Raw genomic sequence first — 25,352 nt, forward strand, 5'->3', positions numbered from 1 at the left:
CCCCCTGTCAGGCTCGCGGCAACGGTGCATTACCCAGACGCCGCACGCCCCACACTTCGGTCACCGGGCCATGGTATTCCAGCCCCGGCCAGGTGCGCTCATCACGCCAGTAATTCAATGCCACCAGGGCTTTCAGCGTGGTCATCAGACCACGCTCGAAGAACGATCCTTCCTGCATGGCGTTAACGTAATCGAGCGCCTTGTCGTCGGAGAGGGAGGTGAACTGGCTGAACTTGAAGCTGACCATGGGCCGGTTGTTGAACACCCAGATACCCAGGCCAAGCAACTCGCGGGTCTGCTGGGGCATGCGCTGGCTCATGGCGTCCACATTCTTGACCGTCGGCACGACCTCGGTACTGGATGGCAGCCCATAACTGGCGGTGGGTAACATGACCTCGGTCAGGCGGGTGATAACCCGGGCTTCGTCCTGGTTGAGGCTATGATATTGCAGCGCTTCAGGGGCATTTCGTCGCCCGAACATACTGGCACAACCGGAGGTAACTGCGGCGCTGGCGAGCACGGAGCTGCGCAGGAAACTGCGACGACTCAACGGCTCCAGACCGGCCAGAAAGCCGGGCAGCGGCGCACGCTTGTTGTTATTCATCTAACCCTCTCCTGGGCAGACCCTGTTCCTTTGGGTCCTTGTTGTTATTGGTGGAGCGGTAATTTCTAGTGACCTGTATCCGTGGCTTCAGTGTGGATGCATGGCGCAAGAATTTGTTGTCACAGGCAATTTTCTGAAGAAGCGGCGTATCAGGCAATACGACCGACTGAAGAAAATTGTCTGTGGCGGCAACGGCTTACGTCAGGCGCCGCGATGAGGCCACGGATGCAGGTCCCAGTCTATAACAAACCGTTACAAACGCCAAAGCCCTAGGGAGCCTCTGAATAACTCCTTGCGTACTCAGCGTGGCCTGAAGGGTGCAGCTGTTGTGTTTTGTCGCGACGGGCAGGGTGGTTCCCTTTCCTAGCGGCAAAGCGCAGCAGATGGGCCCTTCAGACCTCGCCCTCCGGGTCTTCCAGGCTGACTCGCACTCGTTGTTGCGCTTTTTCGATGGATGGACATACACCTTCAAAATCGCGCCTAGATTGCGAGCCAGCCTGAAAGACTGAGCATGCAAGGAGTTATTCAGAGGCTCCCTGGTGACCGGGAGCAACCGACATCCTGTCAGCCACCCCCAGGCAGGCTGTTGAAGGCACCGAATCAGCCCATATGTCGGGCAATTCGAGTGGCCAGGGCGTAAACGGTAATCTGAGGGTTAACGATGATCGAGGTGGGTAACAGGCTGGCATCGGCCACATAGAGGCCGGGTACATCATGGCTTTGGCCATTGGCGGCGACCACACTGTGGTCCGGGTCCGCCCCCATACGGCACGTACCCTGTGGATGGTAACTGACCATGCGCAGATGCTGGGGCTGGTTTTCCAGGCTGTCCACCTGGCTGTCAATATCGGCCTCGTTGCGGATAATCCGTTGATCGCTGGCAGGCACATAGACTTCGCTGGCACCAGCAGCGAGATGCAACCTGGCGGCAGCTTTCAATGCCCGTTGCATGGAGGGAAAGTCGGTATCACTGAGCTTGTAGTTGATCTTTTTACGCTCGCCATCCCATTCGATGCTGCCCACATTGTGATCGTGGATCAGCGTCACCAACCCGGCCAGATATTTGGCATTGGCCATGTAATCCATGAACGGTTTTCCGGTGCCGGGTTCTGCGGCCATGGTTAGCTCTACCAGGCCAGCTCCGCCATCTTCCAGCACAAACCCACCCTTGTCCGGATGCATAAACTCATCCACATAGACCCCCAGCATGGCACCCCGCCAGGGGTACACAGGTTCCGGGTATCGGGCTGGTACATACAGGGAGGGGTGGCAGGCAAAATTCTTGCCCACCTGCCCTGACCGGTTTGCCAAGCCGCTCTTGAGTAGCAACAAGGGGGTCTGCACTGCCCCGGCCGCCAGAATGACACGGGGCGCAGACACCGACAGGGTTGCTGCCACGGTGCCGTCATGGCGGGTAATGATTGCCTCCACACCACATGCCTTACCCTCGCGGGTAACAATTTTTTCCACCCGTGTATCCGCATATATCTGCGCCCCATGAGCTGCCGCCCAGGGCAGATAGGTCACCAGCATGGATTGTTTGCGCTCGGTCTTGCAGCCAGACAGGCAATGTCCGGTGAGGCCACACTGGCGAATATTGCGCTTAAGCGGTTTCACCGACCAGCCCAGTCGATTGGCACCAGCGCGAATCAGACGACCATGCCGGGGAATTTCATGCTCACCGTTATCGTGAACGGCCAGGTTCTTTTCCACTTCGTCGAAATACGGCGCCAGTTCGTCAACGGTGAGTTCACTCAGACCGAAATCCCGCTGCCAGTCCTGCAGAATAAAGTCCGGGGTTCGGAAACAGACACAGCCGTTGACTACCGTGGAGCCTCCCACACAGGCCCCTTGAAGCACCAGCAAATCGCCGTCGCTGTTACTCTGACTGCCATGATCCTGATAGAGGGTGTCCAGGCTGTCGGTGAAATTCTCGGTGAAGTCCTTGGAGGGCACATAAGGACCTGCCTCCAGCACCAGCACTTTCATTCCCCGTTTGGCCAACTCATAGGCGCTGACTGCCCCACCAGCGCCAGACCCGACGATCACCACATCGGCTTCCAGCTGCAAATGGTCACGGGTAACATCACTGGCCTGGTGGACTCGCAAGCCGGAAGCCTGCCATTTCACTTCGCTCATGCCCGCGCCTCCCCATCAGCAACACTGTCAGGCAGCGGTGCATTACCCAGGTATTCCAGCCCCCACTTGTCACTCACCGGTCCATCGAACTCCGTGGGTGGCCAGGTGGCGGAATCCTGCCAGTAGGCACTATAGACGAGCTGCTTGATAACCGTGGCCAGGGTCCGCTGGATCACATTGCCCTGGCCCCAACTATCGAAATAGGCCCGGGCATCGTCATCATTCAAATCGACAAACCGGCTGCCTCGAGTGAGCACCGCAGCGTTATCGAACAGACCCAGTCCGGCCGCCACCTCCTTTCGCGTCAGCGGGTGCAAATGCCCCAGCAGGGTTTGCACATTCTGCACCACTGGCACCTGCTCGCTTGGCAGCAGAGCGGTGCCGTCAACGGGCAACAACACTTGCCGTGCCCGGTTGAAGAGATGGTATTCCGCCTCGGACAGGCCTCGTACCCAGGCCGGAGCTTCCTGCTTGTCCAGTGGAGAACGGCGCAGCAGGGCAAAGCCCCCGGCGGCCACAGCCGCCACGCCTGCGGAGCCCAGCAGGCCCCATTTCAGAAACCGCCGGCGGGCCATGCCCTGTTGCCAGATAGCGGAAACCCGCCGCGCCTGAAGCTGGCTTTTCATGGTCTGTCCTCAACGCAAAAACACAGCCTTGAAGCTACTCAAAAGACCACATGAATACAATGTGTTTACTCTAACAGGGGAGCTTGACCGCACAGAACAGGCGGCCAGCGAAAGGCTATCAGAAATCGCCGTTACCGGGGCCGGCCACCGGCACGCTGGGGCCTACCGCCACCGGATCCTGGTGGATAATCACATCCGCCGCCGGATAGGCCTGGCGAATCCCCTGCTCGATACGTTCAGCCAGGTCATGGGCTTCACGCAGCGACAGGTTCTGATCCATATCCACATGTAACTGGATAAACTGGGTGCGGCCAGACTGGCGGGTACGCAGGTCATGAAACCCCAGTGCAAGCGAATGCTCCGCCACAATGGCCCCGATTACATCACGTACATCACCGGGAATCTCCCGGTCCAGCAGCAACTGGATGGACTCACCGGCAATCGACCAGGCGCTGTAAAGAATAAACAGGGCAATCACCAGCCCCATGGCGCCATCCAGCCACAGAAAACCATACTGACTGACCACCAGCACCAGGATGATCCCCGCGTTCACTGACAGGTCTGACAGGTAGTGAAGTGAATCGGCCTCGATGGCGGTTGATCCGGTCTCTCTGACCACGAATTTCTGGATCAACAACAGCCCGAAGGTCAACGCAATGGAAAACACCATCACCGCTACCCCCACCGCATTCTGCTCAATCGGCTGCGGATCCATCAGTTTGAAAGCAGACTGCTGGATCAGGAATATCGACGAGCCGGCAATGAAGATTGCCTGCCCCAGCCCCGCCAGCGCTTCCGCCTTGCCATGACCAAAGCGATGCTCTTCATCGGCAGGCACCAGGGAATAACGAATGGCAAAGAAATTGATCAGCGAGGCCAGCGAATCCATCACCGAATCCACCAGTGACGCCAACAGGCTCACCGAGCCGGTCATCAGCCAGGCCACCGTCTTGGCTGCGATCAACAGCAATGCCGTAAAGATTGACGCCAATGCGGCGATCATCAAAAGGCGGTGTTCCCGGCGGGTTTCACTGGTCATGGATGGTTCCGTTGGTGAGCAGAGGGGTTATTTCTTCGGCAAATAGGTGAGCGGATCCACCGGTTTACCATCCTTGCGAATTTCAAAGTGCAACTGGGTACGGAAAGTCCCCGTGGCTCCCATCGCGGCGATCTGTTGGCCGGCCTTTACCGCATCCCCTTCCTTGACCAGCATTCTGTCGTTGTGGGCATAGGCACTCAGCCAGCGGTCACTATGTTTGAGAATCAACAGATTGCCGTAACCGGTCAGGCCACTGCCACGATACACCACACGGCCATCCGCCGCTGCCACTACCGGGCTGTTGGTTTTACCGGAAATGGCGATGCCTTTGCGGCCATGATTGTCACTGGAAAAGGTTTCTACCACCTGTCCCCCAGCCGGCCAGCGCCAGCTCACCGGGCCCACTGTGGAACCTGCAGACGCAGTCGCAGAGGGTTTGGCCGCAGGTGTTTTTTGCGGCTTGGCGGGTGCCGGTTTGCTGGTGGGTTTGTCCTGGGCTTTCGGTGCCGGTTTACTGGTACTTGAGGAGGCCGATGAAGTACCGCTGGAGGGTGCTTTCAGCGCCAGGGAAATACGCTGCCCCGGATAGATGGTATAAGGCGCCGGAATCCTGTTGGCCCTGGCCAGCTCCCGATAGTCCCAACCATAACGCCAGGCGATGGAATATAAGGTTTCTCCCCCGCGCACTTCATGGGTGCCAGCGGTGACCTTGCTGGTTCGTGGCTCTTGACCGTAGATATCAACGACCGGTGCAAAATTTCCCGCACTGCAGCCGCCTACCATCACGAAGATCAATGCCGTCGCCAGGGCACGCATCAGAATGAGTCGCTACCTGTCGGGTGTTGGCACGCCATTAACCACTCCCTCGAAATGGCACCGGATTACGGTACCGGAAATTCAATATTTACGAATCCTGCGCAACATTATGCACTGGCGCCAGCCGATACAGTAGCCACACCAGCGTAGCCGCGACCAGCCCGGCCAGCAGAGCCAATGCCAATTGCGAACCGTCGCCGGTTTCACTGGCATATTGCGCCGGTGACAACCAACGATCTGCCAGACCTTGTTCACCCGATACCCGCCAGGGCCAAAGCTTCAGCAACGACCCGGCCATGAAACCCGCCAGCAAGGCCATGACGGTGTCGTGGTAACGGTGCAGAGTCCATTTGAGCACATGCACAAAACTCAGTAGGCCGATAGCGCAGCCGGCCATAAAGGCCAGTAACAACGGTATCTCACCTTGCTTCACTGCCTCCAGCACCGGTTGGTACATTCCCAGTAAAAGAAGGATAAAACTGCCGGAAATGCCAGGCAGGATCATGGCGCAGATGGCGAGCATGCCGCTGAAGAAGAACACCGTTGCGCCACTGCCCACCGCCGACAGCGCCGGCGCCAGCCCGATAGCCACAGCCACACCAGTGCCGGCCACAAAGGCAGCAATCTGAACCGCCCCCCGTTGTTGCAGTGGTTTCAAGACCAGAAAGATGCTGGCCAGAATCAGGCCACTGAAGAAGGCCCAAACCGGCACTGGATGCGTCTCCAGCAGCCAGGTAATCAAACGCGCCAGCACAGCAATACTGGTAAAGATGCCCGCCAGCAGGGTCACCAGAAACGTAAGATTGGCCTGACGCCAGAACGCCACAAAGCCTTGCTGATGCCATACCTTCAGCAAACGCGGCGTCAGCCCGCCAAGAGTATCAATCAACTCTTCATAAATACCGGTGATCAACGCCAGGGTGCCACCGGACACTCCGGGCACCACATCGGCCGCGCCCATGGCCATGCCGCGAAAGAAAATACCGGGTCGAATCATGTTAGTCCTTGAAAAGAGCTTCTAGCTTCTAGCTTCTAGCTTCTAGCTTCTAGCTTCTAGCTTTCAGGATGGGGCCCGCCCCAAACGAAGCGCAACCTCAAGAGCAAAGTGTTTGTTTCACTCGCAGCTAGTAGCTCGTAGCTGCTTACCGCATCACCCCACGCTGGAATGGCACGAAGCGGACCGCATCCAGTGATTGCACATGGAACTGGTCGCCATCACGGTCAACCACAGTGAGGATCTGTTGGCGATCACCGCCCACCGGCATCACCAGACGGCCTCCGTCTGCCAGTTGTGACAACAGATCATCAGGAATGTCCGCACGGGCACAGGCGGCCAGGATCGCATCAAAGGGGGCTTCGCTTTTCCAACCGAAGCCACCATCCGCGTGCTTGAGCTGTACCCGAGCCAGGCCCAGCTTCATCAAACGGTTGCGCGCCTGGTCCTGCAATGGGCGGATGCGTTCCACAGAATAGAGGGCGTCACAGAACTGGGCCAGCACCGCCGTTTGATAGCCACAGCCCGTGCCGATCTCGAGCACCTTGGTGGGTCTGCCGTTGGCGATCAACAATTCGGTCATGCGTGCCACCACCCAGGGCTGGGAAATGGTCTGACCGTGGCCGATGGGCAGCGCCGTATCGTCGTAGGCCTGGTGGGCCAGGGCTTCTTCGATAAACAGGTGACGCGGGGTATTGCGGATGGCATCAAGCACACGCTCGTCACTGATGCCGGCATCACGCAGCCGTTGCACCAGACGATCCCGGGTCCGTGCAGAGGTCATGCCGATGCCGCTAAGTTGGATATCCATCTGTACTTCTTTTGCCTCTGGATGTGCCTCTCGGCGGATCACTCAGGGTTACCCTGAAGTCTCGGACTCAGGTTTTATAATTTCCGCCATGACTGTCGTGGCAAAAGCGCCTGTGGGCAGCGTAAACGCCAGCTCCAGGCACACTTCCCCTTCCCTTTCTGCTTGCCAGGACCATTGCAATTCCCGTACCGGCAACCTTGTTGCCCGGCGGGCTTCCTCAACGCCGATGCTGCACAGGCCATCGATCACGGTGGCATACGGTGCGAGTATCCGCTGTTCCAGTTCCCGGCAAGGGCCAGATGATGCCATGCCCGGCACCCCCGGCAAAGGGGCGGTGGGATGAACCTCACCGGCAATCACTCTTTCGCCGGCCTCTGTGTCGTCGTCCGCAAGGAACAGGCCGCGGCTACCTTGCGGCTGTAGCAGATCACCGGCCAGTACCCGGTCCCAGCATTGCCGGTTAACACGCTCGGCAAGGACCTGGTTGAACAAGTTGCTGCGCACCGCTGACAGCCACAGACCGCGCAGCGCTTTCTTGCGCGGCGCTTCGCCACCACACAACCACTCGGTTCCCCGCACCAGGTTGCCGGCACCGCGACCAAAGCGCTGCTCACCAAAATAGTTGGGCACCCCCTGGCGCTCAATGGTGGCAAGTTGCTGTTCCAGCTGCTGGCGATCTCCCTGGAAATCGGTAACACGAAGCACAAAACCGTTGGCGCGATGGGTACCCCGGTTCAGTTTGCGGCGATGGCGAAGCCCTTGAAGGCCCCTCAACCCCGGCGGCCAGTCAAACTCCGGGTCCGCCTTGCCGGGCAGATGCAGGCTGAACCACTGACGGGTAATGGCGTACTTGTCCTTGAGCCCGCTGTAGCCCACCGCCAGGCGATGAACACCCGCCTGTTTGGCCAGTAACAGCGCCACATCCTCAGTATTCCAGCCGGTCTTCTCGATTTCCAGCCACAGGTGTTCGCCCTCACCTTCCGGGCGCACATGCATGTGCTCGAATACCTGAAAATCTGCCGGAGAGGCTTTCAGCACCCCAGTGGATGCCGGCCCGCCATGGGCGCAGGGTAGACTCATCGAGACTCCACCAGTACCACGGCCTGCACCGCAATACCTTCCTTGCGGCCGGTGAAACCGAGTTTTTCGGTGGTAGTCGCCTTGACGGAAACCTGCCCCACCTCACAATCGAGCAGATCGGCAATGCGCTGGCGCATGGCTCTGATATGGGGAGCCAGTTTGGGGGCCTGGCAGATGACGGTGATATCTGCATTGCCCAATTGCCAGCCGGCCGCTGTCACGTCCCGGTAGATCGCCGCCAACAAGGTGGCGGAATCCGCGTCCTGCCACTGCGGATCGGTGTCCGGAAAATAGTGACCGATATCCCCCAAGGCCAGGGCACCCAGCAAGGCATCAGACAGGGCATGCAGGGCCACATCACCATCCGAGTGTGCCTTGAGTCCATGGCTGTGAGGAATTGCCACACCGCCCAGCATCACGTGATCCCCTTCCGTGAACGCGTGCACATCGAAGCCCTGGCCGATACGAATACTCACAGCATGTTCTCCTCGTCGCCCAGCTGGCAGGCCAGATAGAAACGGGCCAGTGCCAGATCTTCCGGGACGGTAACCTTGATATTGTCGCTATGACCCGCCACCAGCGCCGGACGGCGTCCCACTCTTTCCATGGCAGACGCTTCATCGGTAATACCGGCCAGATCACCTTGCAGGGCATCGTGCAACGCACGAGCAGGGAACAACTGCGGCGTCAGCGCCCGCCAGATGCAGTCGCGATCCAGAGTGGCGGCAATATGGTTGCCATCATCGGCTTGCTTGATGGTATCCACCACCGGCAACGCCAATATCGCACCCTGACTGTCGGTCTGGTCGAGCAGGTTCTGAATATCTGACAGCCGTACCAGAGGCCGGGCCATATCATGAACCAGTACCCAGGCGTTTTCTCCACCCAACTCCAGCGCCCTGGTGACGCCGTTGCGCACGGATTCGGCGCGGGCGGCTCCGCCGCTAACAGTGGCAATACGCGAATGCGTGGAGACACCCAGCGTCGGCCACCAGGGATCCTGCACGGATACGGCAACCAACACACGGTCGATGGGGGCAAATGATAACAAACGATTGAGGGTATGCTCGGCCAGGGTCTTGCCGGCCAGTGACAGGTACTGCTTGGGAAAACCCGCCCCCATGCGCTCACCGATACCGGCAGCCGGTACCACCGCATAGAGAGGGCCGTTAATGACAGGATTCACTCACCGCCCCGGGGTTGTTCGAGAATCAGGAAAAAACTTTCACCGTCGCGGATCATGCCCAGATCCTTGCGAGCAATCTCTTCCACCGCTTCGGTGCCCTGCTTGAGATCCTTCACGTCGGCGGCCATCAGCCGGTTGCGTTCGTTCAGTTTGGCATTGCTCTGCTTGAGTGTGGCTACCTCTTTTTCCAGCGTCGCCACATGCCTCAGACTGCCCTCACCAAACCACAGCCGGGCCTGCAGGCCGACAAATACCAGAGCCAACAGGGCAATCACAATCTGCCTGGCGGGAGACAGCTGCATGGCCTCCCGCTTGCCAAATTCCTTCCCTGCCTTGCTGGTTCTGGTATCCGGCATCATTTAACCGAGGAACTTGAACTCTTTGCGACCGTGGTAGGCAGCGCGCCCCAGTTCCTGCTCAATGCGGATCAGGCGGTTGTACTTGGCCACCCGGTCGGAGCGGCACAGAGAACCGGTTTTGATCTGCCCGGCAGCGGTAGCCACTGCCAGGTCGGCGATGGTGCTGTCGGCAGTTTCACCGCTACGGTGAGAAATGACTGCAGTGTAACCGGCATCCTTGGCCATCTTGATGGCATCCAGGGTTTCGCTGAGAGAACCGATCTGGTTGAACTTGATCAGGATGGAGTTGGCCACACCCTCATCAATACCACGCTTGAGGATTTTGGTGTTGGTCACGAACAGATCGTCACCTACCAGCTGAATCTTTTTACCCAGCTTCTCGGTGAGGATTTTCCAGCCATCCCAGTCGGATTCATCCATGCCATCTTCAATGGAGATGATCGGGTAACGGTCGCACAGCTCGGCCAGGTAGCTGGCGAATTCTTCAGAATCCATGCTACGCCCTTCACCGGCCAGCACGTATTTACCGTCCTTGTAGAATTCGCTGGCGGCGCAGTCCAGGGCCAGGGTCACGTCATCACCGGCCTTGTAGCCAGCAATCTCGATGGCTTCCATGATTGCTTCCAGGGCCGCCTCGTTGCTGGGCAGGTCCGGGGCGAAACCGCCTTCGTCACCCACTGCGGTGTTCAGACCACGCTTTTTCAGCACGCTTTTCAGGGCGTGGAAAATCTCGGCGCCGTAACGGATTGCTTCGGCCACGGTGGGAGCGCCCACCGGCTGAATCATGAACTCCTGGATGTCCACGTTGTTATCCGCGTGCTCACCACCGTTGATGATGTTCATCATCGGTACCGGCAGGGAGTATTCGTTGTCATCGTCCTGCAGGTCGGAAATGTACTCGTACAGGGGCTTGCCCTGATCCACTGCAGCGGCTTTGGCTGCAGCCAGAGACACGGCGAGAATGGCGTTGGCGCCGAACTTGGCTTTGTTCTCGGTGCCATCGGCATCGATCATGGCCTTGTCCAGGGCCTTCTGGTCGCCGGCTTCCATTCCTACCAGCAGTTCCCGGATGGCGGAGTTCACATTGCCAACGGCCTTGGTGACGCCCTTGCCCAGGTAACGGGCCTTGTCGCCATCACGCAGCTCCAGCGCTTCGCGGGAACCGGTAGAGGCGCCACTGGGGGCACAGGCACTGCCGGAGGCGCCGGATTCCAGAATCACATCAGCTTCGATGGTGGGATTGCCACGGGAGTCGAGAATTTCGCGGGCTTTGATGTCAACGATCTTGGACATGACAGTCAATCTCTCTTCAATCAGTTGTTTTCAAAGGCAGGCAGTGCCTTGACGGTATTATCCAGGGTTTGCATCCGTGTCAGGAATGGCTCCAGACGGTCCAGACGCAGGGCGCAGGGGCCATCGCATTTGGCATTGTCCGGGTCCGGGTGGGCTTCCAGGAACAACCCGGCGATGCCTTGGCTGATGCCGGCAAGACCGAGTTCAGCCACCTGAGCACGACGCCCATCGGCGCTGTCCGCACGACCCCCTGGTTTCTGCAGGGCATGAGTCACGTCGAAAAACACCGGGTAGTTGAATTGTTTCATGATGCCAAAGCCGAGCATGTCCACCACCAGGTTGTTGTACCCGAAGCTGGAGCCACGCTCGCAGAGAATAAGCTGGTCGTTACCGGCATCCTCGCACTTGTGCAGGATATGGCTCATTTCGTGGGGAGCCAGGAACTGGGGCTTCTTGATGTTGATGATCGCCCCGGTCTTTGCCATGGCCACCACCAGATCGGTCTGCCGAGCCAGGAAGGCCGGCAGCTGAATGATATCCGCCACTTCGGCCACCGGTGCCGCCTGATAGGGCTCATGCACATCGGTGATCACCGGACAATTGAAGGTCTGCTTGATCTCTTCAAAGATCTTCAGGCCCTCTTCCATCCCCGGCCCCCGGTAGGAGCTCAGCGAGGAACGGTTGGCCTTATCGAAGCTGGCCTTGAACACCCAGGGAATGCCCAGCTTGCTGGTCACTTCCGCATAGGCTTCCGCCACCTGCATGGCCAGATCACGGGATTCCAGCACATTCATGCCGCCGAAAAGAGCCATGGGCTTGTCGTTGGCAAACTCCAGCTCGCCTAGCTTGATGGTCTTCTGCATAACGCGTCCTTAGTGTGCTTTCTGTTCCGCCAGGGCCGCGGCCACATAGCCCCTGAACAGACCATGCCCATCACGAGGCGTGGACGTAAACTCCGGGTGGAATTGGCAAGCCACAAACCAGGGGTGGTCTGCCACTTCGATCACTTCCACCAACTCGCCATCGGTTGAACGACCAACAATCTTCAGGCCGGCGCCTTCCAGTTGCGGCAGGTAATTATTGTTTACTTCGTAACGATGACGGTGACGTTCAACAATACTGGTGCCACCATAGCAATCGGCGGCACGGCTGCCCGCCTCCAGAATACATTCCTGGCCACCCAAACGCATGGTGCCACCCAGATCGGATTCCTTGGAGCGCTGTTCCTTGCGACCGTCTTCCGTGGTCCACTCGGTAATCAGCCCCACCACCGGATCCGGCGTATCCGGACGCAGTTCGGAAGAATGGGCGTTTTCGATCCCGGCCACGTGACGGGCGTATTCGATCACCGCCAGCTGCATACCCAGGCAGATGCCCAGATACGGCACCTTGTTTTCGCGGGCATAGCGAATGGCCGCGATCTTGCCTTCCGTACCGCGGTCGCCAAAGCCACCGGGAACCAGGATGGCATCCAGGTTTTCCAGCACACCAGTGCCTTCGCGTTCAATATCTTCCGCATCCAGGTAAAGGATATTGACCTTGGCCCGGTTGCTGATGCCAGCGTGGATCAAGGCTTCATTGAGTGACTTGTAGGCATCGACCAACTCGATGTACTTGCCCACCATGCCCACGGTGACTTCGCTTTCCGGATTCAGTTGGGCTTCTACAACACGATCCCATTCGCCCAGATCCGGCTCCGGCAGATCCAGTCCGAACTTTTCCACCACGATGTCATCCAGCCCCTGCTCGTGCATGCCACGGGGGACCTGATAGATGGTTTTGCAATCCGGGGAGGAAATGACCGCCCGCGCTTCCACATTGGTAAACAGGGCAATCTTGTCGCGGGCACTCTGCGGGATAGGGTCATCTGCCCGGCACACCAGAATATCCGGCTGCAGGCCGATGGAGCGCAGCTCCTTAACTGAGTGCTGGGTCGGCTTGGTCTTGATCTCGCCGGCAGTGGCGATATACGGCACCAGCGTCAGGTGCACCAGCAGAGACTGGCTGGAGCCCAGCTCCACACGCATCTGCCGCGCCGCTTCCAGAAACGGCAGGGACTCGATGTCACCGGCGGTACCACCGATTTCCACGATAGCCACGTCCGCATCCCCTGCCCCTTCTCGGATCTTCAGCTTGATCTCGTCGGTAATATGGGGGATCACCTGCACGGTAGCACCCAGATACTCACCGCGGCGCTCCTTGTCCAGCACGTCCTGATAGACACGGCCAGTGGTGAAGCTGTTGCGACGGCTCAGGCGAGTGCGAATAAAACGCTCGTAGTGACCCAGGTCCAGGTCGGTTTCGGCGCCGTCTTCGGTCACGAACACCTCACCGTGCTGGTAAGGGCTCATGGTGCCGGGATCCACATTAATATATGGGTCCATTTTGATCAGGGTGACGTTGAGGCCGCGGGCTTCCAACAAAGTGGCCAGGGATGCTGAAGTAATCCCCTTACCCAGAGACGACACCACACCGCCGGTGACAAAGATGAAACGTGACATGCACTCACCAGATTGCTAGTGGGTTGGTAGCACTCTCACCAGTGTAACCGGCACCAATAAAAAAACACCCTGCACGCATGACACGGGCAAGGGGCTTTCTGAATCGGGTTGGCCAGCTACGCAAGTGATGGTTGAACACCTGAAAATTCAGGGGCTTGCGCTACATCAGGACGGGAGGAAATGCTAACAGAAGGCGCCCCTCGCCTCAATCGGAATCGCTCTCGGGAGCGTAAAAAGTGGCGCGGGCTGATGCATGGCGCAGGTCCACCCTGAGTGGCTCAGGCGTTATTCTGTCTACGGATGCCGCTTTCAACGCTCAGTGGATTGTGGGGTGCGAGTTTCGAAATGGAAAACCGGCCTGACCTTTCGTGACTCGCAACTCCCCGAGGCAACGCTGAATTACCTGCACTGCGCCAGGTCGCCGGAATCGAACCCTGTGTTCCCGTCGTCAGTCGCTCTCACAGGCAGCCAGCACCTCGGAAAATGGCGCACCCATCTGTGACCCGAACGACGGGTGCCGGGCCAGGCGGGCTCGGCTGGCTCTGGGGCTGGTGATGCCGCAGAGAAAGCGGGCCAACTGCCGGGGAGTGGTCAGAGCCTGGTGGTTTTCCTCACGCATGGCGTGAACCACTGCCGGGTCCGGTGCACGATGGCGACGGGACGGCAACTGCGGCTGTTCGCCGAGGCAGGCGCTGCACTGACCACAGGGCTGCGCGAGAGTCTCGCCGAAATAGCCAACCAATGCCTGCTGGTGACAGTCGGCGCTTCCCGCCCAGTCACACACCTGCTGCAGGCGCTGAATATCACGCTGCTCACGCAGGGCAAACTGCTCCTGCATCCGCACGATCAAGGGCTCGCTTTCCGCTGGCGGGTTGAGCATTCGATACCCCTGACGCACGCCGGCCACCCGTAGCTCGATCATCTGCTGCTGTTCCAGATAGTTCAGGGCATTGAGGATCCGCAAGCGATCATCGCCCAGTGTCTGGGCGGCGTCGATGGGCCGCAGGGTCAGCCAGATTCGACCCTGCTTGCCAGTGGCAAACAGACGCTCCAGAAAAGCAGCTCGCTCCGGGTTGAAGCCGGCAAGAATCTCTTCCCTCGATCCCTGAAAAGCCACCTTGTATTCGGTATAGAACGGCGCCGTGGCGCGGATCACCCCTTCCAGTTCCAGGTAGGTGAGCAAGGTATTGATGACCAGAGGTCGCACATCGAACTGCCCGGATAACTCATGAACGGCAAGGTCAAATTGCGCCGGCTGTGCCAACAGCCAGTGAATCAGCGCGGCCAGCGACTCACTGTCCGGGGTATCGCCATAGGTGAAATTCTCCAGCACCGTCAGATCATCCGGGTTGGCCAGCAGGTGGCAGTGGGAGGGTTGCCCGTCGCGACCGGCCCGGCCAATTTCCTGCATATAGTTTTCCAGGGATTTGGGCAGGTTGTAGTGGTAGATCGCGCGAATGTCCGCCTTGTCGATCCCCATGCCGAAGGCGATGGTGGCCACCACGATGTCGGTCTCCCCCGCCATGAACGCCTCCTGCACCTGATGGCGGGGCTCGTCTTTGAGCCCGGCGTGGTAGGCCTGGGCCTTCAATCCCTGTGCCTGCAAAAAGGCCGCCACTGTCTCGGCGGTCTTCTGCAAGGTGACATAGACGATGGCGGGCTCGGCAGACCGGCTGGTGAGCTGATCCAGCAGGTACTGATCACGCTCGTCGGTGCGGCAAGGACGCACCGCCAGGGCCAGATTGGGGCGAAAAAACCCGGTCTGGATATGATCCGCCCCGGCGATGTGGAAACTATCGCAAATCTGCTCTGCCACCTGCGGGGTGGCCGTGGCGGTCAGCGCCAGCACCCGGCCCACCTTGAGTTTACGGGCTAGCTGCGCCAGTTTCAGATAGTCGGGGCGAAAGTTATGCCCCCACTCGGAGACACAGTGCGCCTCATCCACTGCCATCATACTGATAGATAGGCGTTTCAACCGGGCCAGGAAACGCTCATTGGCGAGACGCTCCGGCGCTACATAAAGCAGCTTGATGCTGCCATCGTCGAGCCCTTGATAGATGGCCTGCAATTCTCCGGCATCCACACTGGAATCCAGTCGTGCCGCCGGAATATTCAAACGATTAAGCTGGTCCACCTGATCCTTCATCAGTGCAATCAACGGCGACACCACCAGCGTCAACCCATCCAGCATCAATGCCGGCAACTGATAACACAGGCTCTTGCCGCCGCCAGTCGGAAACACCGCCAGCGCCGAGCGGCCCGCCAGTAGCGCGTCGATGACAGCCTGCTGGCCGGGCCGGAAGGTCTGGAGATTGAATGTCTGTTGCAGTAATTGTTGCACGTCTTGCATGAGGGCTCTTCGGTAGTCAGGCGGAAGTTCAGAGCAAGAAGGCAGAGGTCATGGCTGCCTCCTTGCAGGTCCAAGACCTCAGGGTACAGAGCCAAAATCCCCGTCTATATCAGTCAGCGTAGATCAAACCCGTAGGATATTGGCCAAAATTCGGCTCTATCGGTATTCAAGTGGAGGATACAGGCTTACGATGCTCTCGTTCCTACTGCCTCCTATCTTTCCACAGGGTCCACCGACAGTAACAGCATCCCTTCACGTGACTAGGAAGAGTGCGGCAACAAAAACCATTCCTCACAACTCGCAGCCTCTTCGCCATCCGCCAGCCCCACCAGCGGCACCGATACCAGCGTCTCGCCCCGGTATAACAGTGGCCACTGATGACGCTGCCAGGGGGGCACGCCGGCCGCTCGCCACAGTTCCTTGATGCGCTGGTGCATGCCATTACGCAACAGACGGGCGCCGCCGGTGAAGGGACGCAGAGTGAGATCACCAGGAGGACGCATCAGGCTTACCCCGCCCTCCTCGGCCATAGTCGCCAATCGCCAGAATGGCAGCGTGGGCGGGGGCGAGTCCGCCGACCAGAGCAACTCGCCCTGCCAGGGCGCCAAAACGTGACGGGGAAGCAAGTACAGCGCCCCCTGAAACAAGCGCACAGCCCAGTTCCCCCACTCCACCCTGGCCTGACTGTCCTGAGCGGCATCCTGCAGCGCCAGTAACTCAGCCAGCACGGCCGCGCTGGGCGCACTGGCACCGCGACGATGAAGCCACCAGCGCAACAGGTTACGTTGCCGGGGCGGGCCTAATGCTGCCAGCCCGGGTAGTGGAAACCGTTGGGAACTGACCCCACAGGCGTCGGCATCCTGCTGCGCCCTTTCGTCCAGCAACTCACGGGCATCCCCCATGTGCTGGGCAGTGCGGGCCAGGATTTCGTCGGCCCCACGCCAGCGCTGGCGCAGGGCCGGTAAAATGCTGTGGCGCAAATAGTTACGGCGCAGGGATTGATCCTGGTTGCTGGGATCATCCTGCCACTGCAGGCCCTGCTCATGGGCATGGCGCTCCAACACAGATCTGGGCTGGTCCAACAGGGGTCGCCATACGGCTATTTCCTGGCGATGATCCAGGCCACGCATGGCGGCAAGCCCTTGCACGCCCGCACCACGCAGCAAGCGCAGCAGCAGGGTCTCGGCCTGATCATCGCGGTGGTGGGCGGTAATGACGGTGGCGCCATCCCGGTGGGCATCAGCAAACAGGGCATGGTAGCGCGCCTGGCGGGCGCCAGCTTCAATCCCCTTGCCCGCCTCCACCTGCACCGCGATTACCTCACAGGGCAATTCCAGACCGGCGACGATCTGCTGGCAATGTTCCGCCCAGTCGCCGCTGTCAGGCTGTAGTTGATGATTGATATGGACCACCCGCAGGCGAGGACCAAGGCCGGCTTCCACCAGCAGGTGCAGTAATACGGTGGAATCCAGGCCGCCACTGAAGGCAAGCAACAACGGCCCCGGTGGGGCCTGCTGTGCCAGATCAGAAATCAGGGGTGGGTTTGCCATGGGGAATCAGATTATCACGCTTGCCGGGACCGGGTTTGAGCAAAAAGGCGCTGCCGCCTTCGCCATGCAAGCCTAGCTTCCCACAGCATCGTGACTGGCGGCTAGAGGACGGCCGGCAAGCGGTTATTCGTCGGCGGTAGCGCTGACCACGTTGCCGTAGCTCATCAGCCGGTCGTAGCGACGCTCCACCAGTGCCTCAACCTCAAGAGCCTTGAGCTCATCGAGTTGCTTGACCAGCGCCTTGCGGATGGCATCCGCCGCCTGTTCATAATCACGGTGAGCGCCACCCAGTGGCTCCTTGATCACCTGGTCGACGATGCCCAGTTCGTGGAGTCGGCCAGCGGTGAGGCCCATGGCCGCCGCCGCTTCCGGGGCCTTGTCGGCGCTGCGCCAGAGAATAGAGGCACAACCTTCCGGGGAGATCACCGAATAGGTGGAGAATTCCAGCATCTGCAGATGATCACAGACACCGATGGCCAGCGCCCCGCCAGAGCCGCCCTCACCTACCACGGTGGCGATGATCGGTACTTTCAGCTGAGACATGACACGCAGGTTGCGGGCAATGGCCTCGGACTGGCCACGCTCTTCCGCATCAATTCCCGGAAATGCCCCGGGAGTATCGATAAAGGTGAGAATCGGCATCCGGAAGCGCTCGGCCATTTCCATCAGGCGCAAGGCTTTGCGGTAGCCTTCCGGCTTGGGCATACCGAAATTACGACGCACCTTCTCCTTCACTTCGCGGCCTTTCTGATGACCGATCACCATCACCGGCTGATCGTTCAGGCGGGTAATGCCACCAACGATGGCCGGGTCGTCGGCAAAGGCCCGATCCCCGTGCAGTTCATCAAAATCAGCGAAAATCCGCTTGATGTAATCCAGCATGTAAGGCCGTTTGGGGTGACGGGCCAGTTGCGAGATCTGCCAGGCACTGAGGTTGCTGAAAATGTTCTCGGTAAGCGAAATGCTCTTTTCCTGCAGCTTGGCCACTTCCTCAGAAATGTTGACCTCACTACCACTGCCTACCAATCGTAATTCCTCGATCTTCGCTTCCAGATCTGCGATGGGTTGTTCAAATTCGAGGAAGTTCGGGTTCATATCTCTGAGCCTGTTTATGGTGTTTTGCTGGCAACACCGGGAAAAATCGCCCTGTCTGGCGCATGGCTGGCGAAATCGTCATCCCTGATCCCGCCGGAATTGGCCTGCACAAGTGTAGCCGTAACCGGATGACAAGGTCGAGACGCGAAGCGCACGGCTAGGTTGCAAACTGTTTCAAGGAAATCAGCCACCAGCTTTTAGCTCGTAGTTAGAGGGCTCGTAGCTAGAAGCCGCTATCAATACTCCATCCGCACCGCATCTTCGCCGAACTGCACCCGCAGCTCCTCTACCAGGGACTCGTGGGGGCTGATTTTCCAGGCCTCGCCCATCCAGAAACTGGCGGCAGCGATGGGGTGGTCCAGATCCAGCAGCACCGGGGTACTTCCCCCCTGGTATGGGGCCAGCGTCTGTTGCAGGCGTCGGGGCAGTTCTTCGGATACCGGCACGGCCACGCGCAGGCGGCGGGCGAAAGTTTCCCGGGCCTGGCGCATATCCATGATTTCATCGGCAATCAGGTTGAACCCGCCGGTGTAATCGTCGTTGCGGACACCGCCTTTGAAGATCAGCAACGCATCCTTTTGCACAAGGTCTCCGTACTCGGCAAAGGTCTTGCCGAACACGGAGACTTCTACCCGCCCGGTCTTGTCATCCAGGGTCACGAATGCCATACGCTCGCCGCTGCGCTTGCTGCGGGTGATACGCAAGGCCACCACAAGGCCGGCCACCGTTGCCGCTTCACCTTTACCCGTGGGTAGCAGCGAGTTGAGCCGGGCGGAGACAAACTGGCGCACTTCGCTCTCATACTGATCAATGGGATGGCCGGTGAGGAACAGCCCCAGGGTGTCACGCTCGCCGTTAAGGCGGGTGTCGTCATTCCAGGACCGGGCCGGTTTCCATTCCACTGCCGTGGCCGGACTTTCGTCCACGGCACCAAACATATCCATGATGCCGGCAGCCTCATTACGGGCATCCTGGTCGGCGGCGGCGATGGCATCCGGCAAGGTAGCCAGGATCGTGGCGCGGTCATGGAAGCTGGATCGTTTATCAGAGGAAGGCGGCCCCAGGTTGTCCAGCACCCCGGCTCGCACCATGGCTTCCAGGGAGCGACGGTTGATTTTCTTCAGATCGATACGACGGCAGAAATCGAACAGGTCCTTGAAGCCACCTCCGTCGGCGCGGGCGGACACGATAGCCTCGATGGGCCCCTCGCCCAGCCCCTTGATGGCGCCCAGACCGTAAACGATGTCGCCTTCCGGGTTCACCGTAAAACGGTAACCGCAGGAGTTCACATCCGGTGGCAACACCTGCAAGCCCATGGTCTTGCACTCATCGATGAAGGTCACCACCTTGTCCGTGTTTTGCATATCCGCCGAGATGGTGGCGGCCATGAATTCCGCCGGATAATGCGCCTTCAGCCAGGCAGTCTGGTAGGCCACCAGCGCATAGGCAGCCGAGTGAGACTTGTTGAAACCGTAACCGGCGAATTTTTCCACCAGGTCGAAGATCTTCATGGCCAGGTCCGGATCAACGCCCTTGCCCTTGGCGCCCTCTTCAAAGATGACCCGTTGCTTGGCCATTTCTTCCGGCTTTTTCTTGCCCATGGCCCGACGCAGCATGTCCGCCCCCCCCAGGGTGTAGCCAGCCAGCTCCTGGGCGATCTGCATCACCTGCTCCTGATACAGGATGACCCCGTAGGACGGCTTGAGAATCGGCTCCAGCCATTCGTGCTGGTACTGCGGGTCCGGGTAGGCCAGTGGCTCGCGACCGTGTTTGCGGTTAACGAAGTTGTCTACCATGCCTGATTCCAGCGGCCCCGGACGGTACAGGGCCACCAGGGCGATGATGTCTTCAAAGACATCGGGCTTGAGCTTCTTGATCAGCTCCTTCATGCCCTGACTTTCCAGCTGGAATACCGCGGTGGTATCCCCCTTCTTGAGCAGGTCGAAACTGGGCGAATCATTCAGCGGGATATGGTCGATGTCGAGATCATCCAGCCCTTCCCGCTGACGCTTGACGTTGGCTGCCTTCACCGCCCAGTCAATGATGGTCAGGGTCTTCAGGCCGAGAAAGTCGAACTTCACCAGCCCGGCGGATTCCACATCGTCCTTGTCGTACTGGGTCACCAGATTGGTGCCGTCTTCCTCGCAATAGAGCGGCGCGAAATCCGTCAGCTTGCCCGGTGCAATCACCACGCCCCCGGCGTGCTTGCCCACGTTCCGGGTCAGGCCTTCCAGTTTCAGCGCCATTTCCCAGATTTCGTTGGCGGAATCCTTGTCGGAGTTCTCGTCGCTTTCCAGGAACTCGCGCAGGGTTTCTTCCTGCTCAAACGCCTTCTCCAGGGTCATCCCCGGGGTGGGCGGAATCATCTTGGAGAGCCGGTCTGCCAGGCCATAGGGCTTGCCCTGGACCCGCGCCACATCGCGCACCACCGCCTTGGCGGCCATGGTGCCGAAGGTGATGATCTGGCTCACCGCATCACGGCCGTACTTGTCGGCCACGTAGTTGATTACCCGGTCACGCTTCTCCATGCAGAAATCCACATCGAAGTCAGGCATGGATACCCGTTCCGGGTTAAGGAAACGTTCGAACAGCAGGTCGTAGCCAATGGGATCCAGATCGGTAATCTTGAGGGCATAGGCCACCAGCGAGCCAGCACCGGACCCCCGCCCCGGCCCTACCGGCACCTCGTTATCCTTACCCCATTGAATGAAGTCGGCAACAATCAGGAAGTAACCGGGAAAGCCCATCTGGTTGATGATATCCAGCTCGAACTTGAGCCGGTCGTCATAGTCTTTACGCTTGCTGGGGTACTCCGGGTCATTTCTGTCCAGCAATACCTCAAGGCGATCTTCCAGCCCATCCCGGGACAGCTTTTCGAAATATTGCTCGATGGTCATGCCATCCGGAATCGGGAAGTCCGGCAGAAAATTCTCGCCCAGGCGAATATCCAGAGTACAGCGGCGGGCGATTTCGACGGTGTTTTCCAGCGCTTCCGGCAGATCGGAAAACAGCGCCGCCATCTCATCTTCCGATTTCAGATACTGCTCTTCGGAATACTTCTTGGGCCGGCGGGGATCCTCCAGGGTGTTGCCATCGTGGATGCAGACGCGGGCCTCATGGGCCTCGAAATCCCCCCGGCGAATGAAACGTACGTCATTGGTCGCCACCACTGGCATCGCCAGTTCTGTCGCCAGCGCCACGGTGGCGTGCAGGCAATCCTCATCCCCCGGCCGGGAGGTGCGCTGAACTTCCAGATACACCCGATCACCATAAACAGACTGCAGCCAGCGAGCCTGCTGCCGTGCCAGGTCGTTTTTCTCGGCCAGCAACAGCTGCCCCACTTCGCCCTGGCTTGCCGCGGACAGCACGATTAACCCCTCATGGAGCTCTTCCAGCCATTCTGGCTTGACCAGGGCCCTGCCCCGGTCCTGGTTGGTCTGCCAGGCGCGACTGATCAGCAGCGTCAGGTTCTGGTAGCCCTGTTCGTTCTGTACCAGGAAAGACAACTTTGCAGGCTCTTCGATATGGGCGCTTTCCACCCACAGATCCGCCCCCATCAACGGCTTCACTCCAGCATTCATGGCTGCGGAGTAGAACTTGATCATGGCGAACAGGTTGGAATCGTCCGTCACGGCCACCGCCGGGATGGCCTGGCTGGCACAGGTCTTGATCAGTTCCTTGACCCGCACCACCCCGTCCACCAGGGAATAATCGGTGTGCAGGCGCAGGTGGACAAAACGGGGGTCACTCAATGGGGTGTTCCTCAGTGTTGCTGTGTTCGTATCGTGTTTCGGCAAGCCGTCCCGGTCAGTGCCAGCTCAGGCATGGGCACCGAGAATTCTGGCCACCGGCGCAAAGGAGCGGCGATGTTGGGCCAGAGCACCATGTTGTTCCAGCGCGGCCAGATGCACCTTGGTCGGGTAACCCTTGTGGCGGTCGAAACCATACTGGGGGTGTTGCTGGTGAAGCTGCTGCATTTCACGGTCGCGAGCCACCTTGGCCAGAATGGAGGCCGCAGAAATCGCCGGTACCCGACCGTCACCCTTCACCACCGCCTCTGCCGGACAGACAAGCTCGGGGACGCGGTTACCGTCCACCAGCACGCCGTGCACGTCAAGGGGCAAAGCCTGTACCGCACGCTGCATGGCCAGCAAGGTCGCGTGGAAGATGTTCAGCTCATCGATTTCTTCCGGTTCAGCGCGCCCCAGCGACCAGGCCAGAGCATGAGACTTGATCTCAACTTCAAGCTGCAACCTTTTCTTTTCACTGATTTTCTTTGAGTCGGCCAGACCGGGTATCGGGTGCGCAGGATCCAGCACAACCGCGGCGGTTACCACCGCACCCACCAAGGGGCCGCGGCCGACTTCATCCACACCGACCACCCGCATACCCGGCTGCCAACGAAACACGGAAGGAATGAAAGGCTCGGCCAAGGCGTATTCGGAAAACGGATCCATCAGCTACCTTCCAGCAGTTGGTTGACCGCATCCGCCGCCTTTTCACTGGCACCGCCACGCAGCTGTTCATGCACCGCCCGGAAGCGGGACTTGAGGGCATCAGCCTGATCCGGGTAATCGAACCAGTGACTCACGGACTCCACAATGGCATCGGTGGTCAGGCCGTCCTGGATCAGCTCGGGGACCATTTGTTCGCGACAGAGCAGATTGGGCAGCGACACGAATTCGCTTTTCACCAGTCGACTGGCGATGGCATAGGTAATAGCACCCACCCGATAGCCCACTACCATAGGTTTACCCACCAGCAAGCCCTCAAGGGTAGCGGTACCGGAGGCCATCAGAATCACATCCGCCGCTGCCATCACGGTACGGCTTTGCCCATCCACCAGGGTGACCGGTAAATCCGTTGCTGTATCCAGCAGTGCCTGAATCTGTTCACGGCGGGCGCCATTGGCTGCGGGAATCACAAAATGCAGATCCGGCCGCTGAGCATGCAGGGCCACCATGGCATCCAGGAAAGCAGGCATCAGCTGCCCCACTTCCCCGCCACGACTACCAGGCAGGACTGCCAAAATGTCGGCGCTTTCCGGCAGACCAAGCTCGACACGCGCCGCCGGAGTATCCGTTTCCAGTGGCACACGATCCGCCAGAGGGTGGCCCACAAAGGACACAGGCACCTGATGTTGCTCATAAAAGCGCGCTTCGAACGGCAACAAGCAGAGCATCAGATCGATGCTGCGTTTGATGCCCTTGATACGGCCCTGCCGCCATGCCCACACCGAAGGGCTCACGTAATGGACGGTTTTCAGACCCTGTGCGTGGAGACGCCGTGCGATAGGGAGAGTGAAGTCCGGGGAATCAATGCCGATGACCACATCCGGGCGCTCTTCAAGCAGGAAGCTCACCAGTTGTTTGCGCAGGCGCAACAGTTCCGGCAGGTGAGCCAGAACTTCGGTGATTCCCATCACCGAGAGCTTTTCCATGGGAAACAGGCTGGAGAGACCGGCAGCCGACATTTCCTCGCCGCCTACACCGATAAAACGGGCACCCGGATAGCGAACCTGCAAAGCCTGCATCAATCCTGCACCAAGAATATCGCCGGAGGCTTCTCCGGCGATCAGGGCAACAAGCGGAGCGTCCTTGCTGGCTGCCATCTCAGCGGGTGATGCCGCGTTCGGATGCCTTGAGAGAGTCAATAAGGGCCTGCAGTTCATCCGACGCGTCCATTGCCTCAAGCTCGATCACTGCCTGCTCCAGAGTCAGCCCCTGGCGGTAGATAAGCTTATAGGCAGTTCGCAGGGACGCGATGGTCTCTTTAGACCATCCTCGGCGCTTCATGCCTTCAAAGTTCATGCTCCGCGCCTGGGCAGGGTTACCTGATACCATGATATAGGCGGGTATATCCTTCAGCACGAAGGAGCAGCCGGAGGTCATGGAGTAAGCGCCTATCTTGCAGAACTGATGAACCCCAGTCATACCGCCGAGAATCACACCATTACCAACTTGCGCATGACCAGCAACTGAAGCGTTGTTGGCAAAAATACAGTCATCACCAACGATGCAGTCATGGGCTATATGCACATAGGCCATCAACAGATTGCGGCTACCGATGCGGGTCAGAGAATTGTCCTGGATGGTACCGCGGTGGATCGTTACCGATTCACGGATAACGTTATCATCACCAATTTCCAAGCGTGTCGGCTCACCCTTGTATTTCTTATCCTGACAATCCTCGCCAACAGACGCGAACTGGAAGATATGGTTATTCTTACCAATGGTGGTCGGCCCCTTGATGACCACATGGGAGGCGACAACGGTACCTGAGCCAATTTTCACATCAGGTCCGATAACCGTGTAAGGGCCTACCTGCACATCCTCTGCAAGCTCCGCGGCCGGATCGATAAGGGCGGTCGGATGTATCATGAAATTTTCGCTTTAATGTTCTGTAAATACAGGGAGTATACGCCAAAAATCGCTGGCTTATGCCTCCCCGGCTCAGACCTTCTGTTCTGCCACCAGCATCTCGGCACTGGCGACGATCTTGCCATCAACCTTGGCCTCACAGGCGAACTTGAGGATATTGCGTTTGGCCATGATGAACTCGGCACTAAGATGCAGCGTGTCACCCGGTACAACCCGACGCTTGAAGCGTGCGCGGTCAGTGCCAACCAGCAAATAGATAAAACCGTCGCCAGGTTTCTTGTTCTCGGTAACAAAACCGAGGATCCCAGCAGCCTGTGCCATGGCCTCAATGATCAGTACACCCGGCATGATCGGTTCATGGGGAAAATGACCATTAAAGAAGGGCTCGTTGATGCTCACGTTCTTGATCGCCTCAATGCGCTTGCCGGGCTCCACATCAAGAACACGGTCAATCAGCAAAAAAGGGTAACGGTGCGGCAGGTATTCCCTGACCGCCTGAATATCCATCATCATGTGTTCCACACAGGCA

At 59.0% G+C, this 25,352-nt stretch carries 22 protein-coding genes; all 22 read right to left on the reverse strand.

The genetic code is table 11. The features are described 5' to 3' along the window. Window positions 1-7: 7 nt before the first annotated feature. The gene (locus tag T9A_RS02010; RefSeq protein ID WP_035244618.1) at window positions 8-604 is read right to left on the reverse strand and encodes a transcriptional initiation protein Tat; all 597 of its coding nucleotides are present in this window, start codon (window positions 602-604) and stop codon (window positions 8-10) included. 600 nt (window positions 605-1,204) lie between these two features. Then, entirely contained in the window at window positions 1,205-2,743 is a 1,539-nt protein-coding gene (locus T9A_RS02015) for a GMC family oxidoreductase (RefSeq protein ID WP_035244620.1), read from the reverse strand. Beyond that, window positions 2,740-3,369: a hypothetical protein gene (locus T9A_RS02020; protein ID WP_035244621.1), complete on the reverse strand. Its 630-nt coding sequence runs from the start codon at window positions 3,367-3,369 to the stop codon at window positions 2,740-2,742. Before T9A_RS02020 ends, T9A_RS02015 begins: the two co-directional genes overlap by 4 nt. 118 nt (window positions 3,370-3,487) lie before the next feature. After that, entirely contained in the window at window positions 3,488-4,408 is a 921-nt protein-coding gene (locus T9A_RS02025) for a cation diffusion facilitator family transporter (RefSeq protein WP_035244623.1), read from the reverse strand. A 27-nt stretch (window positions 4,409-4,435) separates the two neighbouring features. After that, entirely contained in the window at window positions 4,436-5,224 is a 789-nt protein-coding gene (locus tag T9A_RS17345) for a peptidoglycan DD-metalloendopeptidase family protein (RefSeq protein WP_035244624.1), read from the reverse strand. A gap of 88 nt (window positions 5,225-5,312) precedes the next feature. Then, window positions 5,313-6,221: a DUF368 domain-containing protein gene (locus T9A_RS02035; RefSeq protein WP_035244627.1), complete on the reverse strand. Its 909-nt coding sequence runs from the start codon at window positions 6,219-6,221 to the stop codon at window positions 5,313-5,315. A gap of 145 nt (window positions 6,222-6,366) precedes the next feature. Continuing rightward, entirely contained in the window at window positions 6,367-7,029 is a 663-nt protein-coding gene (locus T9A_RS02040; RefSeq protein WP_035244629.1) for a protein-L-isoaspartate(D-aspartate) O-methyltransferase, read from the reverse strand. Between the two features lie 48 nt (window positions 7,030-7,077). Beyond that, window positions 7,078-8,109, reverse strand: coding sequence for a tRNA pseudouridine(13) synthase TruD (gene truD / locus T9A_RS02045; RefSeq protein WP_035244630.1), 1,032 nt, complete (start codon window positions 8,107-8,109; stop codon window positions 7,078-7,080). Continuing rightward, complete coding sequence (gene ispF, locus T9A_RS02050) at window positions 8,106-8,579, reverse strand: 2-C-methyl-D-erythritol 2,4-cyclodiphosphate synthase (protein ID WP_084573373.1); 474 nt, start codon at window positions 8,577-8,579, stop codon at window positions 8,106-8,108. Before ispF ends, truD begins: the two co-directional genes overlap by 4 nt. A 2-nt stretch (window positions 8,580-8,581) precedes the next feature. Then, entirely contained in the window at window positions 8,582-9,295 is a 714-nt protein-coding gene (gene ispD, locus T9A_RS02055) for a 2-C-methyl-D-erythritol 4-phosphate cytidylyltransferase (RefSeq protein ID WP_156964804.1), read from the reverse strand. Next, the gene (locus tag T9A_RS02060) at window positions 9,292-9,654 is read right to left on the reverse strand and encodes an FtsB family cell division protein (RefSeq protein ID WP_332248849.1); all 363 of its coding nucleotides are present in this window, start codon (window positions 9,652-9,654) and stop codon (window positions 9,292-9,294) included. The genes ispD and T9A_RS02060 overlap by 4 nt, the downstream gene beginning before the upstream one ends. Next, entirely contained in the window at window positions 9,655-10,947 is a 1,293-nt protein-coding gene (gene eno, locus T9A_RS02065; RefSeq protein ID WP_035244633.1) for a phosphopyruvate hydratase, read from the reverse strand. A gap of 20 nt (window positions 10,948-10,967) precedes the next feature. After that, entirely contained in the window at window positions 10,968-11,810 is an 843-nt protein-coding gene (gene kdsA / locus T9A_RS02070) for a 3-deoxy-8-phosphooctulonate synthase (protein WP_035244635.1), read from the reverse strand. Window positions 11,811-11,819: 9 nt separating this feature from the next. After that, window positions 11,820-13,448: a CTP synthase gene (locus T9A_RS02075; protein WP_035244637.1), complete on the reverse strand. Its 1,629-nt coding sequence runs from the start codon at window positions 13,446-13,448 to the stop codon at window positions 11,820-11,822. Window positions 13,449-13,896: 448 nt separating this feature from the next. After that, window positions 13,897-15,798, reverse strand: a complete 1,902-nt coding sequence (locus tag T9A_RS02080; protein WP_035244638.1) for a RecQ family ATP-dependent DNA helicase — start codon at window positions 15,796-15,798, stop codon at window positions 13,897-13,899. Window positions 15,799-16,058: 260 nt separating this feature from the next. After that, on the reverse strand, window positions 16,059-17,348 hold the full coding sequence (tilS, locus tag T9A_RS02085) for a tRNA lysidine(34) synthetase TilS (protein WP_052042431.1): 1,290 nt from the start codon (window positions 17,346-17,348) through the stop codon (window positions 16,059-16,061). Between the two features lie 123 nt (window positions 17,349-17,471). Then, window positions 17,472-18,443: an acetyl-CoA carboxylase carboxyltransferase subunit alpha gene (locus T9A_RS02090; protein WP_035244639.1), complete on the reverse strand. Its 972-nt coding sequence runs from the start codon at window positions 18,441-18,443 to the stop codon at window positions 17,472-17,474. Window positions 18,444-18,679: 236 nt separating this feature from the next. Then, window positions 18,680-22,195: a DNA polymerase III subunit alpha gene (gene dnaE, locus T9A_RS02095; protein ID WP_035244642.1), complete on the reverse strand. Its 3,516-nt coding sequence runs from the start codon at window positions 22,193-22,195 to the stop codon at window positions 18,680-18,682. A gap of 66 nt (window positions 22,196-22,261) precedes the next feature. After that, the gene (rnhB, locus tag T9A_RS02100; RefSeq protein WP_052042432.1) at window positions 22,262-22,900 is read right to left on the reverse strand and encodes a ribonuclease HII; all 639 of its coding nucleotides are present in this window, start codon (window positions 22,898-22,900) and stop codon (window positions 22,262-22,264) included. Next, window positions 22,900-24,054 (reverse strand): lipid-A-disaccharide synthase, encoded by a 1,155-nt coding sequence (lpxB, locus tag T9A_RS02105; RefSeq protein WP_035244643.1) that lies wholly within the window; start codon window positions 24,052-24,054, stop codon window positions 22,900-22,902. The genes rnhB and lpxB overlap by 1 nt, the downstream gene beginning before the upstream one ends. A gap of 1 nt (window position 24,055) precedes the next feature. Further along, complete coding sequence (gene lpxA, locus T9A_RS02110; RefSeq protein ID WP_035244645.1) at window positions 24,056-24,823, reverse strand: acyl-ACP--UDP-N-acetylglucosamine O-acyltransferase; 768 nt, start codon at window positions 24,821-24,823, stop codon at window positions 24,056-24,058. Window positions 24,824-24,895: 72 nt separating this feature from the next. Beyond that, a complete protein-coding gene (gene fabZ / locus T9A_RS02115) occupies window positions 24,896-25,336 on the reverse strand; it encodes a 3-hydroxyacyl-ACP dehydratase FabZ (RefSeq protein WP_035244646.1) in 441 nt (146 codons plus the stop codon). Window positions 25,337-25,352 lie beyond the last annotated feature (16 nt).

The sequence above is a fragment of the Alcanivorax jadensis T9 genome (assembly GCF_000756655.1).
Classification (GTDB): Bacteria; Pseudomonadota; Gammaproteobacteria; order Pseudomonadales; family Alcanivoracaceae; genus Alcanivorax; species Alcanivorax jadensis.

What these genes read in the sequence shown, in the direction of transcription:
- T9A_RS02075 (WP_035244637.1), bottom strand. Translation starts at nt 13,448, where the DNA reads ATGTCACGTTTCATCTTTGTCACCGGCGGTGTGGTGTCGTCTCTGGGT.
- T9A_RS02035 (WP_035244627.1), bottom strand. Translation starts at nt 6,221, where the DNA reads ATGATTCGACCCGGTATTTTCTTTCGCGGCATGGCCATGGGCGCGGCC.
- T9A_RS02015 (WP_035244620.1), bottom strand. Translation starts at nt 2,743, where the DNA reads ATGAGCGAAGTGAAATGGCAGGCTTCCGGCTTGCGAGTCCACCAGGCC.
- T9A_RS02010 (WP_035244618.1), bottom strand. Translation starts at nt 604, where the DNA reads ATGAATAACAACAAGCGTGCGCCGCTGCCCGGCTTTCTGGCCGGTCTG.
- rnhB (WP_052042432.1), bottom strand. Translation starts at nt 22,900, where the DNA reads ATGGATCCGTTTTCCGAATACGCCTTGGCCGAGCCTTTCATTCCTTCC.
- eno (WP_035244633.1), bottom strand. Translation starts at nt 10,947, where the DNA reads ATGTCCAAGATCGTTGACATCAAAGCCCGCGAAATTCTCGACTCCCGT.
- tilS (WP_052042431.1), bottom strand. Translation starts at nt 17,348, where the DNA reads ATGGCAAACCCACCCCTGATTTCTGATCTGGCACAGCAGGCCCCACCG.
- T9A_RS02020 (WP_035244621.1), bottom strand. Translation starts at nt 3,369, where the DNA reads ATGAAAAGCCAGCTTCAGGCGCGGCGGGTTTCCGCTATCTGGCAACAG.
- lpxB (WP_035244643.1), bottom strand. Translation starts at nt 24,054, where the DNA reads ATGGCAGCCAGCAAGGACGCTCCGCTTGTTGCCCTGATCGCCGGAGAA.
- lpxA (WP_035244645.1), bottom strand. Translation starts at nt 24,823, where the DNA reads ATGATACATCCGACCGCCCTTATCGATCCGGCCGCGGAGCTTGCAGAG.
- kdsA (WP_035244635.1), bottom strand. Translation starts at nt 11,810, where the DNA reads ATGCAGAAGACCATCAAGCTAGGCGAGCTGGAGTTTGCCAACGACAAG.
- T9A_RS02090 (WP_035244639.1), bottom strand. Translation starts at nt 18,443, where the DNA reads ATGAACCCGAACTTCCTCGAATTTGAACAACCCATCGCAGATCTGGAA.
- T9A_RS17345 (WP_035244624.1), bottom strand. Translation starts at nt 5,224, where the DNA reads ATGCGTGCCCTGGCGACGGCATTGATCTTCGTGATGGTAGGCGGCTGC.
- truD (WP_035244630.1), bottom strand. Translation starts at nt 8,109, where the DNA reads ATGAGTCTACCCTGCGCCCATGGCGGGCCGGCATCCACTGGGGTGCTG.
- fabZ (WP_035244646.1), bottom strand. Translation starts at nt 25,336, where the DNA reads ATGATGATGGATATTCAGGCGGTCAGGGAATACCTGCCGCACCGTTAC.
- T9A_RS02040 (WP_035244629.1), bottom strand. Translation starts at nt 7,029, where the DNA reads ATGGATATCCAACTTAGCGGCATCGGCATGACCTCTGCACGGACCCGG.
- T9A_RS02080 (WP_035244638.1), bottom strand. Translation starts at nt 15,798, where the DNA reads ATGCAAGACGTGCAACAATTACTGCAACAGACATTCAATCTCCAGACC.
- T9A_RS02060 (WP_332248849.1), bottom strand. Translation starts at nt 9,654, where the DNA reads ATGATGCCGGATACCAGAACCAGCAAGGCAGGGAAGGAATTTGGCAAG.
- T9A_RS02025 (WP_035244623.1), bottom strand. Translation starts at nt 4,408, where the DNA reads ATGACCAGTGAAACCCGCCGGGAACACCGCCTTTTGATGATCGCCGCA.